General features: G+C 39.8%; 15 protein-coding genes. 4 read left to right on the top strand and 11 right to left on the bottom strand.

The features are described 5' to 3' along the window. The first annotated feature begins 2 nt into the window (after nt 1-2). Nucleotides 3-893 carry a DUF6882 domain-containing protein gene (locus ABFY81_RS05450; protein ID WP_347913267.1) on the top strand — a complete coding sequence of 297 codons (891 nt, stop codon included), beginning with the start codon at nt 3-5 and terminating at the stop codon, nt 891-893. A gap of 261 nt (nt 894-1,154) precedes the next feature. On the opposite strand, the gene ABFY81_RS05445 is transcribed toward ABFY81_RS05450, so the two are convergent. Beyond that, nucleotides 1,155-2,615 carry a coniferyl aldehyde dehydrogenase gene (locus ABFY81_RS05445; protein WP_304401384.1) on the bottom strand — a complete coding sequence of 487 codons (1,461 nt, stop codon included), beginning with the start codon at nt 2,613-2,615 and terminating at the stop codon, nt 1,155-1,157. Between the two features lie 129 nt (nt 2,616-2,744). On the opposite strand from ABFY81_RS05445, the gene ABFY81_RS05440 reads away from it, so the two are divergent. Then, complete coding sequence (locus ABFY81_RS05440; protein ID WP_347913266.1) at nt 2,745-3,815, top strand: AraC family transcriptional regulator; 1,071 nt, start codon at nt 2,745-2,747, stop codon at nt 3,813-3,815. 15 nt (nt 3,816-3,830) lie between these two features. On the opposite strand, the gene ABFY81_RS05435 is transcribed toward ABFY81_RS05440, so the two are convergent. The 9 genes from ABFY81_RS05435 to ABFY81_RS05395 form a co-directional block, all read right to left on the bottom strand. Further along, nucleotides 3,831-4,727, bottom strand: a complete 897-nt coding sequence (locus ABFY81_RS05435; RefSeq protein ID WP_347913265.1) for a DMT family transporter — start codon at nt 4,725-4,727, stop codon at nt 3,831-3,833. Nucleotides 4,728-4,870: 143 nt separating this feature from the next. Next, nucleotides 4,871-6,622, bottom strand: coding sequence for a tannase/feruloyl esterase family alpha/beta hydrolase (locus ABFY81_RS05430; protein WP_347913264.1), 1,752 nt, complete (start codon nt 6,620-6,622; stop codon nt 4,871-4,873). A gap of 33 nt (nt 6,623-6,655) precedes the next feature. After that, nucleotides 6,656-7,045 (bottom strand): PaaI family thioesterase, encoded by a 390-nt coding sequence (locus tag ABFY81_RS05425; RefSeq protein WP_002047538.1) that lies wholly within the window; start codon nt 7,043-7,045, stop codon nt 6,656-6,658. A gap of 40 nt (nt 7,046-7,085) precedes the next feature. Further along, on the bottom strand, nt 7,086-7,622 hold the full coding sequence (locus ABFY81_RS05420; RefSeq protein WP_191000474.1) for a DUF3237 domain-containing protein: 537 nt from the start codon (nt 7,620-7,622) through the stop codon (nt 7,086-7,088). A gap of 58 nt (nt 7,623-7,680) precedes the next feature. Continuing rightward, nucleotides 7,681-8,931: an OprD family porin gene (locus ABFY81_RS05415; protein WP_347913263.1), complete on the bottom strand. Its 1,251-nt coding sequence runs from the start codon at nt 8,929-8,931 to the stop codon at nt 7,681-7,683. An 82-nt stretch (nt 8,932-9,013) separates the two neighbouring features. After that, entirely contained in the window at nt 9,014-10,153 is a 1,140-nt protein-coding gene (locus ABFY81_RS05410; protein WP_347913262.1) for an acyl-CoA dehydrogenase family protein, read from the bottom strand. Nucleotides 10,154-10,228: 75 nt separating this feature from the next. Then, the gene (locus ABFY81_RS05405; protein ID WP_347913261.1) at nt 10,229-12,115 is read right to left on the bottom strand and encodes a feruloyl-CoA synthase; all 1,887 of its coding nucleotides are present in this window, start codon (nt 12,113-12,115) and stop codon (nt 10,229-10,231) included. Nucleotides 12,116-12,196: 81 nt separating this feature from the next. Continuing rightward, entirely contained in the window at nt 12,197-13,648 is a 1,452-nt protein-coding gene (locus ABFY81_RS05400) for an aldehyde dehydrogenase (protein ID WP_347913260.1), read from the bottom strand. Nucleotides 13,649-13,685: 37 nt separating this feature from the next. Next, a complete protein-coding gene (locus tag ABFY81_RS05395) occupies nt 13,686-14,525 on the bottom strand; it encodes a p-hydroxycinnamoyl CoA hydratase/lyase (protein WP_169538806.1) in 840 nt (279 codons plus the stop codon). A 248-nt stretch (nt 14,526-14,773) separates the two neighbouring features. Here ABFY81_RS05395 and mhpT point away from each other — a divergent pair, with 248 nt between their 5' ends. Then, nucleotides 14,774-16,006, top strand: a complete 1,233-nt coding sequence (gene mhpT, locus ABFY81_RS05390) for a 3-(3-hydroxy-phenyl)propionate transporter MhpT (protein ID WP_017400394.1) — start codon at nt 14,774-14,776, stop codon at nt 16,004-16,006. A gap of 70 nt (nt 16,007-16,076) precedes the next feature. Next, complete coding sequence (locus ABFY81_RS05385) at nt 16,077-16,535, top strand: MarR family transcriptional regulator (RefSeq protein ID WP_016803189.1); 459 nt, start codon at nt 16,077-16,079, stop codon at nt 16,533-16,535. 96 nt (nt 16,536-16,631) lie between these two features. Here the strand turns inward: ABFY81_RS05385 and ABFY81_RS05380 are convergent, their stop codons facing one another. After that, entirely contained in the window at nt 16,632-18,203 is a 1,572-nt protein-coding gene (locus ABFY81_RS05380) for a carboxypeptidase regulator (protein ID WP_238517697.1), read from the bottom strand. Between the last annotated feature and the right edge of the window lie 418 nt (nt 18,204-18,621).

The following is an 18,621-nucleotide window of genomic DNA, read 5'->3' as shown; positions in this document are numbered from 1 at the left end:
AAATGTATAAATTATTAAGTTCCGATATAGAATTATTTAAAAAGCAATCTTTAATTTTTGTTAAAAATAGGCCTTGGGATTCAATTGTTACAAAAATTGGCATGTTTATTCACTCTTCTAAGTTTGACCAATTTATTGTTTTTGATGGAAATATAGATGAAACAGGGGATATATATGCAGATGGAGAAGATCCCTTTAATAGTGTTTCTAGTAGTTTGTGTGATAGGGCTATTGAAATTCAGAAAGAGAATTATATAAGAACAAAAGAAATAATTTGGGGTATTACTTTTACTTTGCATTTTGATGGAGAAATAAAAGTTGAGTATAATCCAAGAATACCTGAATGGTATGAGGGTAATCCTACGATTGACCTTGAAGAAGAAATTAAAAAAGAAACCTTAACAGATAGTAATACTCAGTCGAATACATATCAAGGTGGTGTCAAAAGCTTAAATATTCAATCTATTTATCTAGCATGTCGTAAAGAGTTAGAGCTAAAGACTTTAAAAGCATCAAATGATTGGGGTATGAATATTGTAGATGAGTGGGATATTAATCTTGTTATAGGGGGTATAACATTTAATATTGGTGATCGACAAGAGTTTTTTGAAATTAATGTGATAGGAACTTATGATGAGAGAAACCAAACATTTATGTGGGCGTGGGAACATCCTTCTATTCCACAGGATCTGCAAGAAGTGGCTTTAATTGTTAAAAAGTACGGAGAACAATATGAAATTGCTGAGTTACAACAACAATTAGTTTATTGTAGTGAAGAAGAAGCATGGAACTTTACTGCTTTAGCAGCACATTTGGCAAAAGCTGATGGAGCATATCGAGGTAAAGTGAATGGTAATTGGATTTATATTGTTTTTAAAAATGACAGTAAATAAACTTTGATGATTAGTTGTAGATAATTATTTATTTAAATATAGATATTTTATTAGTATTAAAAAAGCTTGGTAATCCAAGCTTTTTTTAATTATGTACCATTTTATTGACTACTGTAATAGGAACAGTATAGCTATTACTTATACTAGGTTTTGGTACTAAAAATTCTGAATTGTTCTATAAGTAATTGGGATATAATTCTATTGCATTAATCAATTCTATAATTAACCAAAAAGCCTCATTACGAGGCTTTTTCATCATCCTTATTTAATATTAGGATCGCCTTTTTTCAAGAAAAAGCGAATTGCTAACTTTTGCAGAAATGTTCCATAAGGAGGATGGAAAAGCTGAGTCGGGAAAAACCGATGACGAATAAATACAGTTTTTGCATGTGAAAGTTCACGGAAACCTTCTTCACCATGATATGACCCCATGCCTGAGTTGCCGATACCCCCGAAAGGAGCATCATGGTTAACTACATGCCAACCCCAATCATTAATGGTCACACCACCCGAATGAGTTTCACGTAAAATACGATCACGTTCTACCGAGCTATGTGTAAAGAAGTAAAGAGCTAAAGGTCGCTCGTCCGATTTCACATAGGTAATCGCATCATCTAAAGAGTCATAAGCCACCACAGGTAAAATAGGGCCAAAGAGTTCTTCTTTCATAATGCGCATGTCTGGCGTGCAATTCAGCACAATCTGTACAGGCATTCTGCGACCTTGTTGGTCAAAGCTATACGTGTCGCAAGGAATAACACGCGCACCTTTTGCTTGTGCATCGGTCAAAATATCTTGAATGCGCTTTAAATGGCGGTCATTTACAATCGATGTGTAATTTTCATTGTTCGTGATGTTTTGACCAAACATTTTTATAAAGCTTGATTTTGCAACATCTACAAACTCATCAATACTTTCTTTTGGAACCAAGGCATAGTCAGGTGCTACACAGATTTGACCACTATTGGTTGCTTTACCATGCGTAATACGTTTTGCTGCATCGGCAATTGGGTAATTGCGGCTTACAATTGCAGGTGATTTACCACCTAACTCAAGTGTCACAGGTGTTAGATTTTCAGCAGCAGCTCGCATGACGACTTTGCCAATCGCAGGGGAGCCAGTAAATACAATATGGTTAAATGGTAAAGAGGTAAATCTAGCAGGATCTGTAATTTCTTCACCAAACACGGCGACTTCATCTTCATTGAAAACTTCGGCAAGCATGCGTCGAAGCATTGCATTAGTATTCGGGGTAATTTCAGGGAGTTTAATCATGACTCGATTGCCCGCAGCCAAAGCGGCAATGAGTGGGCCAAGTGCTAAATAAACGGGGAAGTTCCAAGGCACAATCACACCAACCACACCTTTAGGTTGATATTGCACACTTAAACGGTTTGATAAAAATAAAAGCTCGGTACGGCGGTTACTTGGACGCATCCAGCGGCGTAAATGATGAATTGCATGATCGGCTTCTAACACAGAGCCAAGCAAATCGAGTAGTTTAGATTCATCAAGTGATCTAGAACTAAAATCGGAATTAATCGCGGTAGCTAAAGCATCTTGATAGCGAATAATTTGTTTTTTGAGTTGATGTAGCTTTGTGCGGCGTGCTTCAAGACTTGGGTAGGGATCTGCCTCAAAATTGGCACGTTGTTTGGAAAAAATAAGTTCCATATGTTCAGTGGCAGAGCCGCTATATTCTTTTAAAGTGGAGCTTTCCATTATTGTTCCTTCCATACTTTTGCTTATCATACTTTATGCTTGAAGCACGGTATGGTCGATGTTAAATTGAGACAACAAGAGGTAGTTTAGTGCCATTATGCACGTCACTCTAGGGATGGTGTGAGTTAAATGCCTAAAAATATTTATAAAAATGCAAATAATGTTATTGAAGGAAATTATGATAATACATCTCTGGGTTCGAATACATATTTGCTAGGTTTGACCAGTTTATTTGATGAAATGGGTTCGCAGGGCCATTCAATATTAGATGTCCTATCTGGTACAGATATTTCGCCAGATACGATGAATCAATCCTCTTTATATATTTCTCAAGTCCAAAAAATTCAGCTATTTCAAAATATTCAAAAACTATCTAATGATCCCTTAATTGGACTACGCGCAGGACAAAAGCAGCGATTGTCAGATTTTGGGGTGTATGGTTACGCGCTATATTCTTCGCGTAATTTTAGACAAGCGGTAGAGCTTGGTATTCGGCATATTAAACTTGCAGGGCCTATTTTAAAGAAGTCTTTTTATATTCGAGATGACGTTGCGATTTTTGAAGGGCAGGACATTATTGCGCTTGGTAAGCTTCTACCTTTAGTGTGCGAGTTTTGGTTTAGTTCAATGCAAACCTTAATCGAACGGGTGCTTGAAGGACCATTTCAAGCGAAGAAGCTTTTATTGCCCTATCCAGCACCTGACTATGCAGAAGAATATGAAAAGGTTTTTCATTGTCCTGTTCAGTTTAATGCTGGGGTAATGCAATGGCACTTTGATTTAAAGTGGCTCGATGTACCTTGCCCAAATGCCAACCCGATTACTGCGGACATGTGTAAGTCATTTTGTGAGCGGATGCTAGGTGCAGCTGAACTTGAAGAGCCTGAGTTGGTGAAAACAATCCGTTTAATATTATTGGAAGGAACGGGGCTTTTTCCATCAGCTCAAGAAATGGCTGAATGCTTACATATATCAAAGCGGACCTTACATCGGCGCTTGGCAGGTTTTGATTTAACCTATCAGGAACTGTTAGATGAAACTCGGCGCCGTCTTGCGGACGAATATTTGCGAGAGACAACATTAACCGTAGATGAAATTGCCGAAAGAATTGGCTTTTCAGATACTTCTAATTTTAGAAAAGCCTATCGTCACTGGACAGGCATTTCACCAAATGAGTATCGAATACAGTATCTAAATTAGAATCAGGTATGCCAGCTATTTAAATCGAGAAAGTAACTTTTTCTGCAAAAATGGATTACAGAGCAAAATCGCAAATAAAATAATAAATATACCGATAATGCTGAATAGATCCGGTAATTCATGCCAAAAAACAAATCCCCAAACTCCTGCAAAAATAATAGCAATATAGTTCATTGGGCCAATTTGGCCTGCTGGCGCTAAGCTATAAGCATAAGACATAAATAGTTGACTAATATTAGCTAAAAGTCCTGCGGCAATCAGTAGGCTTAATTCGTGCCAAGTGAAAATACGCCAATGCCAAAACATCGGAATAGAGGAAATTAAACTACCAAAAACACAGAAGTAAAAAACGATACGCTCAGGCGGCTCTGTACTGGTTAAAGCTCTTACGGTGACAAAAGCCATTGCTGATAAAAAGCATGCGCCCAAGCCAATAAAAGATAGTGCGTTAAATAAACCTTGGTCGGGCTTAGCGACAAATAACACCCCAACAAGCCCAATAACAGCGGCAAAAATCATCGATTTGGTAATTTTTTCTTTTAAGAAAAGCCATGCAATCAGTGGAATAAAGATAGGGGATGAATAACTAAAAACCATGGCATTTGAGAGTTTTAAGTTAGCAATCGCATAGAAAAAGCCATACATAGCAGCAAGTCCCACTAGACTTCGCCAAGTGTGCATCCACAATTTATCGGTTTTAATAAAATCTAGCCCCTGTTTAAAGAGCATCGGAATAAAAATAAATAAGCCGACTGCATTTCTAAAAAACACGACGGTCGCGTTGTCTACCGTTTGTGAAGCAAAACGAATGCACACCCCCATAATCGAAAATAATAATGCTGATGTCATAAGACAAAGCAGCGCTCTCCCAAGTTGAGTTGAGGGGAGATTTGAAGCAGTCTGATTTTGCATATCGAAATGAGTTTTTGGTTTTCGGTGTTATCTTAGCAGTGATGCAGGCATTGGATGAAATATCATTTGATAATGATTTAATAGTGATATTTATTAAAATAAAAAAGAGAGCCTAGGTCAGCTCTCTTTTAATTTTTAGGGTGCTATTTACAGCTAAAATTTTCGGCTTTTTCGCTATCACCTTGACCATTGTAACGGGCAATCAGTGGGTAAGGACAAAGTGGACGGGTGCGGTCTGGCGCCCAGTCTTGTGGAAGCTCAGTATTCACTTGTCCACTCGGGTTACCTGCGCCGCGTGCAGTCGCAATGATTTTGTCAGGGGCTTGCCCATATTCAACCCAGTTGACTAAAGCAGTCAGTGCGTCAAATTGGTCGGTCGCAATGCCATCACGGGTATGGTTCATGCCCGGAACTCTAAAGAAACGTGCAAATTCAGGTGCTGTACCTTTTGCATCATTTTTATAGTGTTGTAGCAGTTGATCGTACCAATTTTGGGTGTCATCTACAGAGAAAACACCGTCTGCTGTGCCTTGTACCACAATCATTTTTCCACCGTGATTACGGAGTTTATCTAGATTGAGTTCCTCAGGTGGCATCATGAATGACATCGAACTTTCGGTGTACACCTCATTGGTTGCCGATAGTTTTGGATAGTCGGTATCGAAGTTAAAATTAAAGGCAAATTGTCTAGAGTTTTGAGTCACAGTTGGGTCTGGTGGAACCTGAAAAAGAATGCCGACTGCAACGGGGTCACGTGCTGTTCCCACCGAAGATTCAAATTTCCAGCTTGCCCAGTTACTGCCAACTAAACCGGGGTCGAAAGGCTGGGTTGCATAGAGCGCTTGTCCAGCCGAATTTACAGGGCCGCGATAAATGTTGGCTAATACATCAATTTGTTCGGTGCTTAAACAAGTACCATCTCTTGTGCTTGAGCAAACGGGTACATCTTTGTGAATATCAAAAGCTGTACGGCAAGCTTCGACATCTTGCACCAAGCCATCTGCAACACCATCTAAGGCATCGCATCGATCTAAAATCGCTTTTGCTAATACTTTGCGCTCTGAAAGGGTAAGAGCCGTACTTAGGTCATTTTCATCTGTTGCGACACGACGAAGCTGTTGTGCTGTGTAGAGTTGAGCCGCGGCCGCACGAGGTAAATGAAAACCCGGTGTACTTGCCAAGACTCCATCATATTGGTCACCCAAACGGGTTGCGGCAATCATGGCATGACGCCCACCATTAGATGTACCGCCTGCATAGGAGCGATCTGGCAATTTACCATAGGCGGCTTTAATTAGGTTTTTTGCCATAGGCGTGAGTTTGGTAATTGCACCGTAGCCGTAGTTAATTCTGGCTTGAGGGTCTAAACCAAACATTGGATTTTCTGAAGCATTATGTCCAGCGTCGGAGGAAATAACAGCAAAACCATCATGCAGGGCATTGGTGAGTGGTCCACCACTGCCGACCTGACCTGTTGCAGGGACTAAATTACCATCGGTTCCGCCATTACCTTGATAGAGAAAACGACCATTCCAGTCAACAGGTAAGCGCATTTCAAAACCAATTTGATAGGTTTGTCCATCGACAGGGCTTATACGTTGATCCATATAACCTTTAACCAAACAATGAGCGCCAATCGGTTTATTGGTGACAGTCAATGTGCCTGCCTCTTGAAGAGTGGAGGAGCTAATGACCGTATTGTTGTATTGAAATCCGAGTAAGTCCGTACAGCTTCCTGTCATTTTTACGCCAACAGCAGGAGATAACTGCGGTGGTTTGGTTGTTGAGGGAACCGTTGTATCATCATTATCACTTCCACAGCCTGCCAAAGCACCAAGCATGGCAAGCACTAAAGCGGAGCGGGTCAAAATTCGTTTATTGTTGGTGTAATTCATTTATTCATATCCTTATTGAATGAATGTTTGTAATTAATCTAAAACCAAAAAATTAGCTGTGCTTCGTGCGATCATTTTGTTGTTTTGCCAAGCTTCACTTTCGAGATTCAGTACAGTTTTGCCTTGTTTAATGAATCGGCATTTTGTAATGACTTCACCCACAGCACAGGGCCTTAAAAAATCCATGGTTAAGTTGATGGTGGTGGCGGGTTTATGGTCATTGGCGAGATATGCAAAAAGTCCCATCACATCGTCGAGCATGGCGCAGATCATGCCGCCTTCAACGGTGCCGCGTGGATTGGTAAAGCTTTCTAGCGCCGTGTAGTGGATGTTAAGTTCAGTGTTTTTGTCATTCCAATGGATATTATGGCCACCCAAATGGTGATGTATGGGTGGTAAGTGTTCTAAAGTTTTTTGATCCATAATGAAGGCTCCATTCTTTTTGTAAGTGTTATAAAAATTATTATTTCAAGGTGTAGGCATCATAAATAACCGCTTTGCCCAAGCGCATTGCACTACCTACCGCAACGGTCTGGTTCAGCCATGCATATTTAGGTGAGCTGGTTTCAAACTGCATGGTAATTTTGAAATAGTAATTTTTCGGGTCAACATCTTTGCCTTGAGCAAGCTGTTTTAGTGTTTCGGCTGAGCCATGTCGGTAACCTTTGGTTTGAAGATAAATAAGTGCACCGTCATCGGTTTCTAATAAATATCGCGTATCAATAATGGCTAGTCCTTTACTGTCAACGATTTGCCAATCTGCGCCATTATTTAAAATACGGCCTTTAAGTGTTTTACCTTCGAATGTCCCACCCGTAATAGGAATAATTCGGCGTTTACCAGCATCACTGGTTGTGCCTAACTCCCAAACAGGCGCATTTAAATCAACACTAAATTTTGCTAAAGGCTCAAGCTGAATAGGTGGAGGGCTATATTGAGTTTCAGCGTGAGTCAGGGCAATCAGACTCATTGTGCAGAGTAGCGTTACAACTTTCTTCATGATGAATTTCTCGAAATTAAAAAGAGGTTCTATATGTGACAGAACCTCTTGTTTTGAATTATTTAAATTTCCATGTGTAGTCGATGTTGATACGCGTTTCGTTTACAGGTTTGATATTTGCTGTAGAGAGCATGTTATTGTCATAAATGGCATATCGTGCGCGTAACCCTAGATTTTTTAACCAGCCACTCTGAACGGTGTAGCCTAAATCGAAGTCTGTTTCTCGCTCTTTCAAATTGGTTCCACCTAAGTTAGGTGCATAAATATTGTGACCTGTGGTGTAACGGGTCATAAAACGTAAACCCGGTACATAATCTTTAAAGTCATATTCATAACGGAAACTATAGGCTTTTTCTTTTGCGTTTAAAAATTCACCCGGCCATGTATCAATAAGGAGTCCAGTTTCACCGCCAGTCAAATACGGAAAAGCGGTGTCGCCGTGATGTTGGAAGGTTCCAAAAATAAATTTATGGTTTTGATGTTTGAGTTCGAAATGCGCATGGTAAAGGTCATTATCGACTAAGCCAGCTTTTGCTTGTCCGTCGTCTCGGCTGCGGTAGTAACGTAATTGTGAACTCAGGTTGGTGGTGTCATTAATTTTGTATTGGTGTAATGCACCCACCATGGTTTGGTTATAAAGATCATCAACATCCATATAAAAAGCAGTAAGATTGAGTGTAGGGTCAAACTGATAGTTTCCACCTAAATAATAAAGGCCGCTCGTCTCAGCACTTTTGTATCGACCATTTACCCCAGAAATTTTAATTCTTTCATAGTTGGTTGAATCTCTTTGATTTACCTTATCGATATAGGCGGCTTGTAAATCGAAATCTTTAATATCTTTACTGGTGAGTGAAATTCCTCGATAGGTTTGGGGAAGCAATCGAGCAGGTGAAGCCACTAAAACAGGGTTCATTGGCATTAGGGTACCAATGCGTAGTTCAGTTTGACTCATTTTAGCTTTTGCTGTGACGCCAATTTCTCCATAAGAGTCTGCCGGTTCATTGGTACGCGCGTCTCTAGGTAAATTGCCTGTACCTGCGTATTTGGCGCTTGCATCTAGTTTAAAACCTGCTGTTGCCAGTACATCTAGCCCAAAACCAACGGTTCCTTCGGTATAGCCTGAATTGGCTTTGAGAATAAACCCTTGTGTCCAGTCCCTCGCTGCTGGATAAGTTGATGGGACTTGATAGTCTCGGTCAAAGTAGAAATTTCGTGTGGTGAGTTCTACTGAACTGTTATCAATAAAATTGCCAGCCCACACTGAACTTGAGAGCATAAGGGTAGAGTACATCCATAATTTCGACATCGCATTTCTTCCTGAAATAACATTTTTTGTTTTCAAATAAGGCATAGTTGTTGTGTCTGCCTTATTTGGTTTTTAAATCGAATTATTTTCCGAGCAGTTCTCGGGCCACGATTTCTTTCATAATTTCATTGGTTCCCCCATAAATTTTTTGTACCCGTGCATCCACAAAAAAGCGTGAAATAGGGTATTCCTGCATGTAACCGTAGCCACCAAAAAGCTGGAGTAAGTGGTCAATCACTTCACATTGGACATCGGTAATAAAACACTTCAATGCAGCAACTTGGGTTACGCTTAACAGGTGTTGTTGATATAGAGCCGCACATTGGTCTACAAAGGCTTGGGCAGCTTTCGCTTTGATTTGCGCGTTTGCCAGCACAAAGCGTGTGTTTTGCATTTGGCTTAAAGGTTGTCCGAAAGCTTTACGTTCCAAAACATAGTCTTTAGTAATTTCAATGGCGCCTAAAATTGACCCCAACGCCATCATTGAAATGCTTAAACGTTCACGAGGTAACTCTTGCATTAAATAAGCAAAGCCTTGTCCTTCTTCACCTAAACGCTGAGTTGTAGGCACATAAACATCATCAAAAAATAGTTCGGCCGTATCTTGAGCATGTAGCCCGATTTTTTGTAATGAACGGCCTTTTTTAACGCCATCTAAAGCGGCATCGACTAATAAAATCGAAATACCTTTTGCTTTAGCTTGCGGATCAGTTTTCGCAACCAGAACGATCAGGTCGGCATGCAAACCATTTGAAATAAACGTTTTTGAACCATTCACACGATAGTGGTCATTTTCTAAAATCGCTTGAGTGCGTATGGCTTGTAAGTCTGAACCAGCATTGGCTTCGGTCATAGCGATTGCAGTGACGACTTCACCTGTCACCATTTTCGGTAACCAATAGCGTTTTTGCTCTTCAGTTCCAATATTTTGCAGATAAGGAGAGACCAGCTCATTTTGCCCGCCAATGGCAACAGCTAAAGACGCAAAGCCCGCTTGAGCAGTTTCTTGAACCAGCATGAGGGAGTAATGAACAGGAGCACCATAGCCGCCATATTCCTCGGGCACATCAACACACAAAAAACCATTTTCCCCAAGACGAAGCCATAGATCACGTGGGATGAGGCCATCGTGTTCCCATTGTTCATAATACGGAGCAACCTGTTCTTTTAAGAACCTGCGGTAGCTGTCTCGAAATAGTTCAAATTCTGTATCGTGTGGCATGTTGAACCTTTTTTTAGGCAAAAATGAGGCTAAGGCCCAAACCGAAGTTTGAGCTTCCTTTTTTATTTCAATTACTTATTGCTTTAAGGTGGGTACCCGAATAATCAGCGGGTTTTCGGCCTGTTTTTGATAAAGTTCATCAATTAAAGCAGCACGACGCTTGGTAATATTGCCTTGATTGAGGTTGCCTTTATCGGTCACTTCACCTGCATCGAGTTGAGGTGGCTCGGTCATTAAATAAAGCATTGAGACTGTATTTGAACTGCCCGTCGCATCTTTATTAAAGGTCGTTAAAAATTGGCGGAACCATTGCTGGACTTTAGGATGCTGCAATATCTCTGCTGGAGAATGTTCGCCCAGCTTAAGACCAGCTTGTTGAGCACAAGCATCTAGTTTTGGAAAAATCAAAAAGCCAACCGCATTTAGGTTTGAACCTGTAATGCAGACATCTTGAACCAGTAAATTACCTTGAATGAGTACTTTGTTGCGTAGTGTGCCCACATTCACAAAAGTACCCGTATTGAGTTTAAAGTCTTCAGCAATTCGTCCGTCGTACATCAGTCCTTTTGTTGGATCATTGACGTCGACTAAACGAACGGCATCACCCGTATGGAAAAAGCCTTCGTCGTCAAAAACTGTGCTTTGCTGGTCTGCCTTTAAACGCCAATAGCCTTTCATGACATGTTTGCCACGAACACAAAACTCAAGTTTGTCACCACATGGCACCAGCTTAATTTCGCATCCCGGAGCAGGGTAACCAATAAAGCCTGCCATCACGCGTGGACCAGTTGTAAAAGCACAAGATGGTGCTGTTTCTGTCATGCCCAAGCCGCTCATAATACGAATTTTTTCTCCGCAATGTTGCTGAGCAATTTTATCGAGTCTGTTCCAGCCCGCTTCTGAAAGCGCTGCACCTGCAAAGAATAAAATTTTAACTTTGGCAAAAAAGCGGTCTCTTAATTCTTCATCTTTTTCTAAAGCTTCGGTGAGTTCTTCCCAACCTTTTGGCACATTTAAATAAACGGTTGGAGAAATTTCTTTGAGATTACGAATAGTTTCGTCAAATTTTCCTGCAACGGGTTTGCCATCATCAATGTAAATGGTACCGCCGTTATAGAGCGCGATGCCGACATTGTGACTGCCACCAAATGTGTGGTGCCAAGACAGCCAGTCGAGTAGGACAGGCGGCGTTTCTTCAAACTCAGGGAAAGTCTGCAATAACATTTGCTGATTAACACACAACATTAAATGTGTGGTCGGTACAGCTTTAGGTAATTTAGTTGAACCTGATGTAAACAAGAATTTGGCAATCTGGTTTTCATCAAGGGTTTGGTAAAACTCTTGAACATTTGAAACTGGCGTATCTAACAGCGATTGAAAAGACGTGCAGATCTGATCGCCTACAATACCTTTATTGGTTACCACTTCAATATCGGATGTAATACATGCCTGAATCGCTTTGGCAAAAGCTTGTCCATCGCTGGCATAAACCATACCAGGTGTCAGCACTTCAAACACATGTTTGAGTTTGCCAAAGTCTTGAGAGATCAGAGAGTAGGCGGGTGAAATAGCCGAGAAAGGCACACCCGCCAGCATGGCACCCATAGAGAGTGTTAAATGTTCAAGATCATTGCCACTTAAAATGACGAGTGGTCTTTCTTGGCCTAAATTACGGTCATGTAATGCCTGAGCAATGTGCCATGCGCGTTGTAGAACTTCTGCATAACTCAGTTTGACCCATTCGCCTTGAGCATTGCGTTTTGCTGCAAAAATATGGTCGGGTTTGGTTTGTGCAAAATGAATTAACCGATCTGTAAGTTTTTGTGGATACGGTTTTAATTGCTCTTTTGGGCTGATATAGAGCGTGTCATCTTTATGGTGATAATGAATATCATGTTGCCCTAATTTTACGAACCGTTCGCGGTCTTGTGATTGAGTGGCATTCATTTGCATTTCTTTCACTCCATGGAAAGCGCATCACTGCGCTTTATTTTTTGCATCATGCAATTTTTATTTAATATGTCGGTATTCGCATTAGCCTGACTAAATCGGGTAATGACGTGATTGGGTTTGAATGGTAATCCAGCGTAGTTCGGTAAATTCGGCAACAGAGACTTTACTACCAAAACGTCCGTAACCACTCGATTTTGTTCCGCCAAATGGCATTTGAGCTTCGTCATGTACGGTTGCGCCGTTAATATGACAAATACCCGAATCAATCTGTTTAGCCACTTCTAATGCCTGTGAAATATTCTGGCTAAACACTGCCGAAGACAGACCAAACTCGCTGTCATTTGCCAGTGCTATGCCTTCTTCAATGCTTGAAAAGCGTTGAACTGTGCATACAGGCCCAAATGATTCTTCGCGGTAAAGCAGCATGTCAGGTTTAATATTGAGTACCAGCGTCGGTTGCATGGTGGTATCTTCAATATGAATACCTAAAGGTAAGTCAGCACCTTTGTTTTGAGCATCTTCCAGCAAATGCTGAATACGGTTTGCAGCACGTCGACTTTCTAAAACACCGAGTACATTGTCTTTTGAGGTTGGATTACCTGCCCGAATAGCGCGGGTTTTTTCAATCAGCTTTTCAATAAATTGATCGGCAATATTGTCTTGAACCAAAACACGTTCGGTCGACATACAGATTTGACCCTGATTAAAGAACGCTCCAAAAGTGACTGCATTTACGGCTTCATTAATGTCAGCTTCATTTAAAACCACAACAGGGGCTTTACCACCCAGTTCAAGTAAAACAGGTTTTAAATATTTAGCAGCAGTCTCGGCAATAATTTTTCCGACTTTGGTTGAACCCGTAAAATTAATGCGCTTCACAGCTGGATGAGACACTAAGCGCTCTACGATTTGTGGTGCATCTTCAGTGGCATGCGTAATCACATTCACCACACCTTCGCCAAGACCTGCTTCATGTAACACTTCACCAATGAGACGATGCGTTGCTGGGCAGGCTTCTGAGGCTTTTAATACCACTGTGTTTCCACAAGCCAAAGGCATAGCAAGCGCACGTGTTGCCAAAATGACAGGGGCGTTCCAAGGTGCAATTCCTACAATCACACCACAAGGAACCCGCACACCCATTGCAAGATTGCCCGGCACATCTGACGGAATCAGACTTCCGTCAATTTGTGTGGTCATAGCTGCGGCTTCACGTAACATGTTGGCAGCAAGGTGAACGTTAAACCCATACCATGTTGCAGTTGAACCTGTTTCTTGCATTCCGGTTTCAATGAATTGCTCTGTCTTTTGGTCCATTAGATCGGCTGCTTTTAACAAACGTAAGCGACGTTCGGTAGGCGAGAGTTTCGACCATACTTTAAAAGCTTGTTGTGCCGAGTCTATTGCACGGTCCACATCTTCCAGTGTTGCAGCAGCAGCTTTTGTTGCCACTGATCCATCAATAGGGCTAATACGCTCAAAAGTTGCCTGATTTGATGCATCAACAGATCGACCGTGAATAAGTAACTGTACATTTTGCATGGGTTGCGTCCTTACATTGCCATTAAAGTATCAAAAGTTAACCAGTACGTTTATAACTCTGTAAACCCGGTTTAATTGATTTTTCATCTAAGAATTGTTTCAAACCTTCTTGGCGGCCATTTTCTGTATCGCGGTGGATACATTGATCAAGTTTGGCATATAAGTAGTCTTCGTTTTGGTCCCATGTCAGTTCGCGGCAACGCTTAAATCCATTTTTAGCGGTACGAAGAACCACAGGGTTTTTCTCAAGTAAGCAATTTGCAAGTTCAGTCACTTCTGCTTTTAATTGGGCAAGCGGTACGCTTTTATTTACAAGGCCCATGGTTTCAGCTTCTTTACCACTAAAGGTTTTACCCGTCATGATGTAGTACAAAGATGCACGATGACCTACGGTATCTGCCATTGCTTTACTTACAAGGTTGCCCGGTGGGATACCCCAGTTAATTTCAGATAAACCGAAAGTTGCTTCATCTGCTGCAATTGCTAGGTCACAAGCCACTAAAGGTGAGAAACCGCCTCCAAAGCACCAGCCGTTGACCATAGCAATAGTTGGTTTTGAATACATACGAAGAAGTTGCCACTGCCAACGGCATGAGTCACGGCGAATACGTTCTTGGAAAATTTCAGGCTGAGTGTCGACTTCACGGAAATATTCCTTCAAATCCATACCCGCTGTCCAAGAGTCACCAGCACCCGTCAAAACTAAAACACGCGCATCTTGATCAAGCTCAAGAGTTTCGAGCACATCAATCATTTCACGATTGAGTGTTGGGCTCATGGCATTTTTCTTTTCTGGGCGGTTTAGTGTTACCCATGCAATTCCATCTTCAACTTTGACATCTACTGTTTCCCAGCGGTTTTCATAACTCATCTTCATACTCCTTGAATGATTTTTAGCTGTTCTGGGATTTAATTTAATATCAGTTAAACTTACATTCAAGTCTTTTTTATAAAATTTCATAAATATTTTTTAATTCATTGTATTTTAAATATAAATTATTTTTTAAATTAATTTAATATAAAAATATGTTGATTTTTTAGTAAGTTTAACTGATATTTTTGGTGTGTTTAAACAACAATACACAAAGGGCTAAATGGAACGACTAGTCAATAAAGGACAACACAATGGAAAAAATATCAGGACAGCCTTCAAGGGCAAAAATCACGTTGCTACTGTGCTTTGCCATAGCAATTTTTGAAGGGTTTGATCTTCAATCAATGGGGGTAGCCGCTCCACGAATGCGGGCTGAGTTCATGTTAGACAATGCCCAGATGGCATGGGCATTTAGTGCTGCAATTTTAGGAACACTACCGGGTGCCATATTAGGTGGCAGATTTGCAGATATTGTAGGACGCAAGAAAATTCTGATTTTTAGCATTCTGCTTTTTGGAATTATGTCTTTGCTGACCGCCTATGCTGCCAACTTTAGTTTGTTATTGCTCATTCGCTTTTGTACTGGTTTGGGAATGGGCGGGGCACTCCCGATGATGATTACACTTGCCTCTGAAGCTGTACCTGACCAGCACAAAGGCACCGCAGTGAGTATTATGTATAGCGGCATTCCTTTTGGCGGATTACTCACTTCTGTTGTTGCTATGTCATTGGCAGGTGATGCAGAGTGGCGTCATATTTTCTATATTGGTGGGATTGCACCTATTTTACTCATTCCACTGATTATGCGCTTTTTACCTGAGTCAAATGATTACCTGCAACGTAAAGTTCAAGCGCAAAAAACGACACCATTCTTGGAAGTTTTATTTGCCAAAGAACGTCGTATGTCAACCATTCAGCTTTGGGTCAGTTTTTTCTGTACGCTAGTCGTACTGTATTTCTTGTTGAACTGGTTACCGTTGCTGATGGGTGCGCAAGGCCTATCAAAACTACAGGCAAACTATGTACAGATGGGCTACAACGTTGGCGGAATTTTAGGTTCAATCCTCATGGGCGTATTGCTTGATAAATTACGCATGAGCTTTGTGATTAAGCTGATTTATCTCGGCATTTTATTCTCACTGTGCTGTTTAGCAATTTCTCCGACAGTGGCTTTACTTGCACTTTCGGCAGTGGGCTGTGGCTTATTTATTGTAGGTGGACAATCCGCTTTGTATGGTCTGGCAGCAATGTATTATCCAACTGAAATGCGGGGAACTGGTGTAGGTTCAGCAGTTGCAATTGGCCGTATAGGTTCTTTTGCTGGGCCTTTAATGGCTGGCTTTTTACTCTCACTTGGACAAAGCTCGACCATCGTGATTGGTTCAAGCATTCCAGTGATTTTAATTGCAGCGATCTCTGCATTACTTCTTGTCAAAAAACCTAAACAGCCTGTACATTTAGTACAAAGCTCAGGTGCTCGCTAAGTTTTAACGAAAGTATGGGGTTAGAACCTCATACTTTCACTACAGATTTTCTTATGATGAATGAAAGGTTATGGTACGTTCGAATTTAGTTCCAAAAAAAGTAGAAGATGAGCCTAAGTTAAGTTATATGATTGCTCGTGTTGACCGAATTATTAGTAAACATTTAACAGAACATTTAAAAGAGCTTGAAATTACCTTGCCGCAATTTACTGCACTTTCTGTTTTAGCTTCAAAAAGTAATTTATCCAATGCCAAGCTTGCTGAGCGCTCTTTCATTAAGCCGCAATCAGCCAACAAAATTTTGCAAGATTTACTGGTGAATGGTTGGATTGAGAAAAAACCTGACCCAACACATGGCCGCCGTATTTTAATTACCCTGACCGAAAGCGGTGTTGAAAAGTTAAATAAATGCAATGAAGTGGTTTTAAAAGTTGAAGAAAAAATGCTTGAAGGCATTGATATTAACTTGGCTTATTTAATTCGTAATAACCTCGATATTATGGTGAATAATCTTAAGAATTTTAAATAATTTAGATTAAAATTTTCTAAAAATTAGTAAATTATAGTAATAGTTTAAGGAACAGCGATCTAAAGATTATTTAAATCGCTGTATATAATACTAAATTTATTTAGAGCAATATTTTATTGCAGATGGAGAGACCGTTGGTTCTGAGTTTAGCCATTGTTTTGTTGGGGTCACTGTAATATCACAATTTTCAGCAACTTTAATTTTAAATGCACTCCAATAGAAGCTTTCTCCAGTATTTGAAGTAGGTGTAAAAATTTGAGTTCCTTTCATTGTGTTTAATTCAACTTTTATTGGTGAGCCAAAAATACCGGGATTCGATGTGCCTGAATAGTTGTGAACAAAATAATGGTAATCACCTACCATCAATTTACTTAATGTGATCACTTCAGGGCCATAGCTGGTCGTATCATCAACATCTAAATTTATAAAAGGATGTTGCAGTAATGCTCCTTGGGCACTGTATGAAACATGACTGCCATCTGGGGCTAGCATATGCGAGTCAATATCATCGGGGTTTTGGCCCCAAGTCAACCTAACCGTAATATTTTGGCTTGGCTCTGTTAAAACTAAGCAATCATTTAAAGTGCTATTTGATGCTAATACAGTATGTTCAACGGTATTACTGCGTAAACTATTTGCTTGACCATTAATTAATACAATAGAGTTTTGTTTTGCTGCGGCTGAGAACTCACCATTATTATTGGTATTAGTAATGGTGTAGCCAGAGTAGTCTTTACCCTCAAGCAAAATTTGAGCATTAGCAATTCGTTTTCCACTTGAATCTGCTAAGCAGCCAGCAACATTTGTGGTCTGATAAGGAATATCTGCATTTACAACATTTAATGTACTTGAGCTACCTGCGTAGAAACTATTTCCGTTATTATCCGTCTGTAAGGTGAGTGTTTGGTTACCATCCTGAAGCCAATAACCACGAGTAGGGTCAAAATAATAAAGTGGGATGGTGGCAGGAGCAATTCCTCTCGCCATTAAAGGAATACGAATATTAGCCAATTGATTAGCTATCAGTTCAACTTTTGCACCAGTGCTATCTCTCAAATCAACAATCATGGCTCCAAAACTTTCCAACGGCGCTCTTGTATTGTTCACTTGAGTTGCTAAATCACCTGGCATATTGCGCACTTCTTGCGCAGTGTTAATGAGTGCAAAACTCACATTTACATTACCTTGAATAGGCTGTCCATCTACACGTTTTAGACTATTTGGGGCAATAACAACTTGAGCTGTACTGTTTGCTAAGTTTACCGTTCCACCAGTGATGGCAGAAACAGACCCTCCTAAATTTAAAGGAATGAGCTGAACAATAATACCTGAGAGTTCTTGCTTATCCACTAAATCGACAGTAACAAATTGATCTGCATAACCAGTTTTACTAATTTTAATGACAGATCGACCAACGGCAATTTTTTGTAGTTGTGCTTTACCTTCTATATCAGTAGTTAATGATATTGTTTTATTTACTATGCTAACTTGAGCATTATTAATTTGACTACCTGTAGTATTATCAAATACTTGTAAGGCAACACTTGCGGAAGGAGTCGTAACAGGTGAAGTTTCACTTGGATCATTATCACTATCATTACAAGCCATTAAGCCCATACTTAATGCAATAATAAGTGGTAATTTTTTAAAAAATAATAAATTTCTCATTGATAAATCTCTAATCTGATAAATATAAATAATTTTTAAAATTATCGTTTTAAAGCTGTGTTATTAATTTTAAAACGAGAATGAAGTCATCCTTTTTAATGAGTGATTTGAAAGTAAATATTTAATAAAAAGTGATTAAATACCTATCATTTAAAATAAATGAGTTTAAAATATATTATAAATTTATTTTTTATTAAAGAGGTTGTTTTGAAGATTTATTATAGAATAATTTTTAAATTATTCTTAATAATCAATATTTTTATTTATATTATTTAATAAATTACGACTATATTTTATCAATTTAAAAATAAAAAATAAGTTAATTTTGATATGACGGTAAACCAAGTTGAGTACTTTTTTAAAAAATTAATTTAATCTTGATCAATTAAGTTGACGCTTATAAATGTCTGAGCTGTTA

The sequence above is a fragment of the Acinetobacter sp. WA-87 genome (assembly GCF_039938935.1).
In the GTDB taxonomy this organism is placed as follows: domain Bacteria; phylum Pseudomonadota; class Gammaproteobacteria; order Pseudomonadales; family Moraxellaceae; genus Acinetobacter; species Acinetobacter seifertii.
This window is presented reverse-complemented; position numbering and strand designations above follow the sequence as displayed.

Bases quoted from the DNA above. Each gene is read 5' to 3' on its own strand.
- ABFY81_RS05450 (WP_347913267.1), top strand. From the start codon at position 3: ATGTATAAATTATTAAGTTCCGATATAGAATTATTTAAAAAGCAATCT.
- ABFY81_RS05445 (WP_304401384.1), bottom strand. From the start codon at position 2,615: ATGGAAAGCTCCACTTTAAAAGAATATAGCGGCTCTGCCACTGAACAT.
- ABFY81_RS05440 (WP_347913266.1), top strand. From the start codon at position 2,745: ATGCCTAAAAATATTTATAAAAATGCAAATAATGTTATTGAAGGAAAT.
- ABFY81_RS05435 (WP_347913265.1), bottom strand. From the start codon at position 4,727: ATGCAAAATCAGACTGCTTCAAATCTCCCCTCAACTCAACTTGGGAGA.
- ABFY81_RS05430 (WP_347913264.1), bottom strand. From the start codon at position 6,622: ATGAATTACACCAACAATAAACGAATTTTGACCCGCTCCGCTTTAGTG.
- ABFY81_RS05425 (WP_002047538.1), bottom strand. From the start codon at position 7,045: ATGGATCAAAAAACTTTAGAACACTTACCACCCATACATCACCATTTG.
- ABFY81_RS05420 (WP_191000474.1), bottom strand. From the start codon at position 7,622: ATGAAGAAAGTTGTAACGCTACTCTGCACAATGAGTCTGATTGCCCTG.
- ABFY81_RS05415 (WP_347913263.1), bottom strand. From the start codon at position 8,931: ATGTCGAAATTATGGATGTACTCTACCCTTATGCTCTCAAGTTCAGTG.
- ABFY81_RS05410 (WP_347913262.1), bottom strand. From the start codon at position 10,153: ATGCCACACGATACAGAATTTGAACTATTTCGAGACAGCTACCGCAGG.
- ABFY81_RS05400 (WP_347913260.1), bottom strand. From the start codon at position 13,648: ATGCAAAATGTACAGTTACTTATTCACGGTCGATCTGTTGATGCATCA.
- ABFY81_RS05395 (WP_169538806.1), bottom strand. From the start codon at position 14,525: ATGAAGATGAGTTATGAAAACCGCTGGGAAACAGTAGATGTCAAAGTT.
- mhpT (WP_017400394.1), top strand. From the start codon at position 14,774: ATGGAAAAAATATCAGGACAGCCTTCAAGGGCAAAAATCACGTTGCTA.
- ABFY81_RS05385 (WP_016803189.1), top strand. From the start codon at position 16,077: ATGGTACGTTCGAATTTAGTTCCAAAAAAAGTAGAAGATGAGCCTAAG.
- ABFY81_RS05380 (WP_238517697.1), bottom strand. From the start codon at position 18,203: ATGAGAAATTTATTATTTTTTAAAAAATTACCACTTATTATTGCATTA.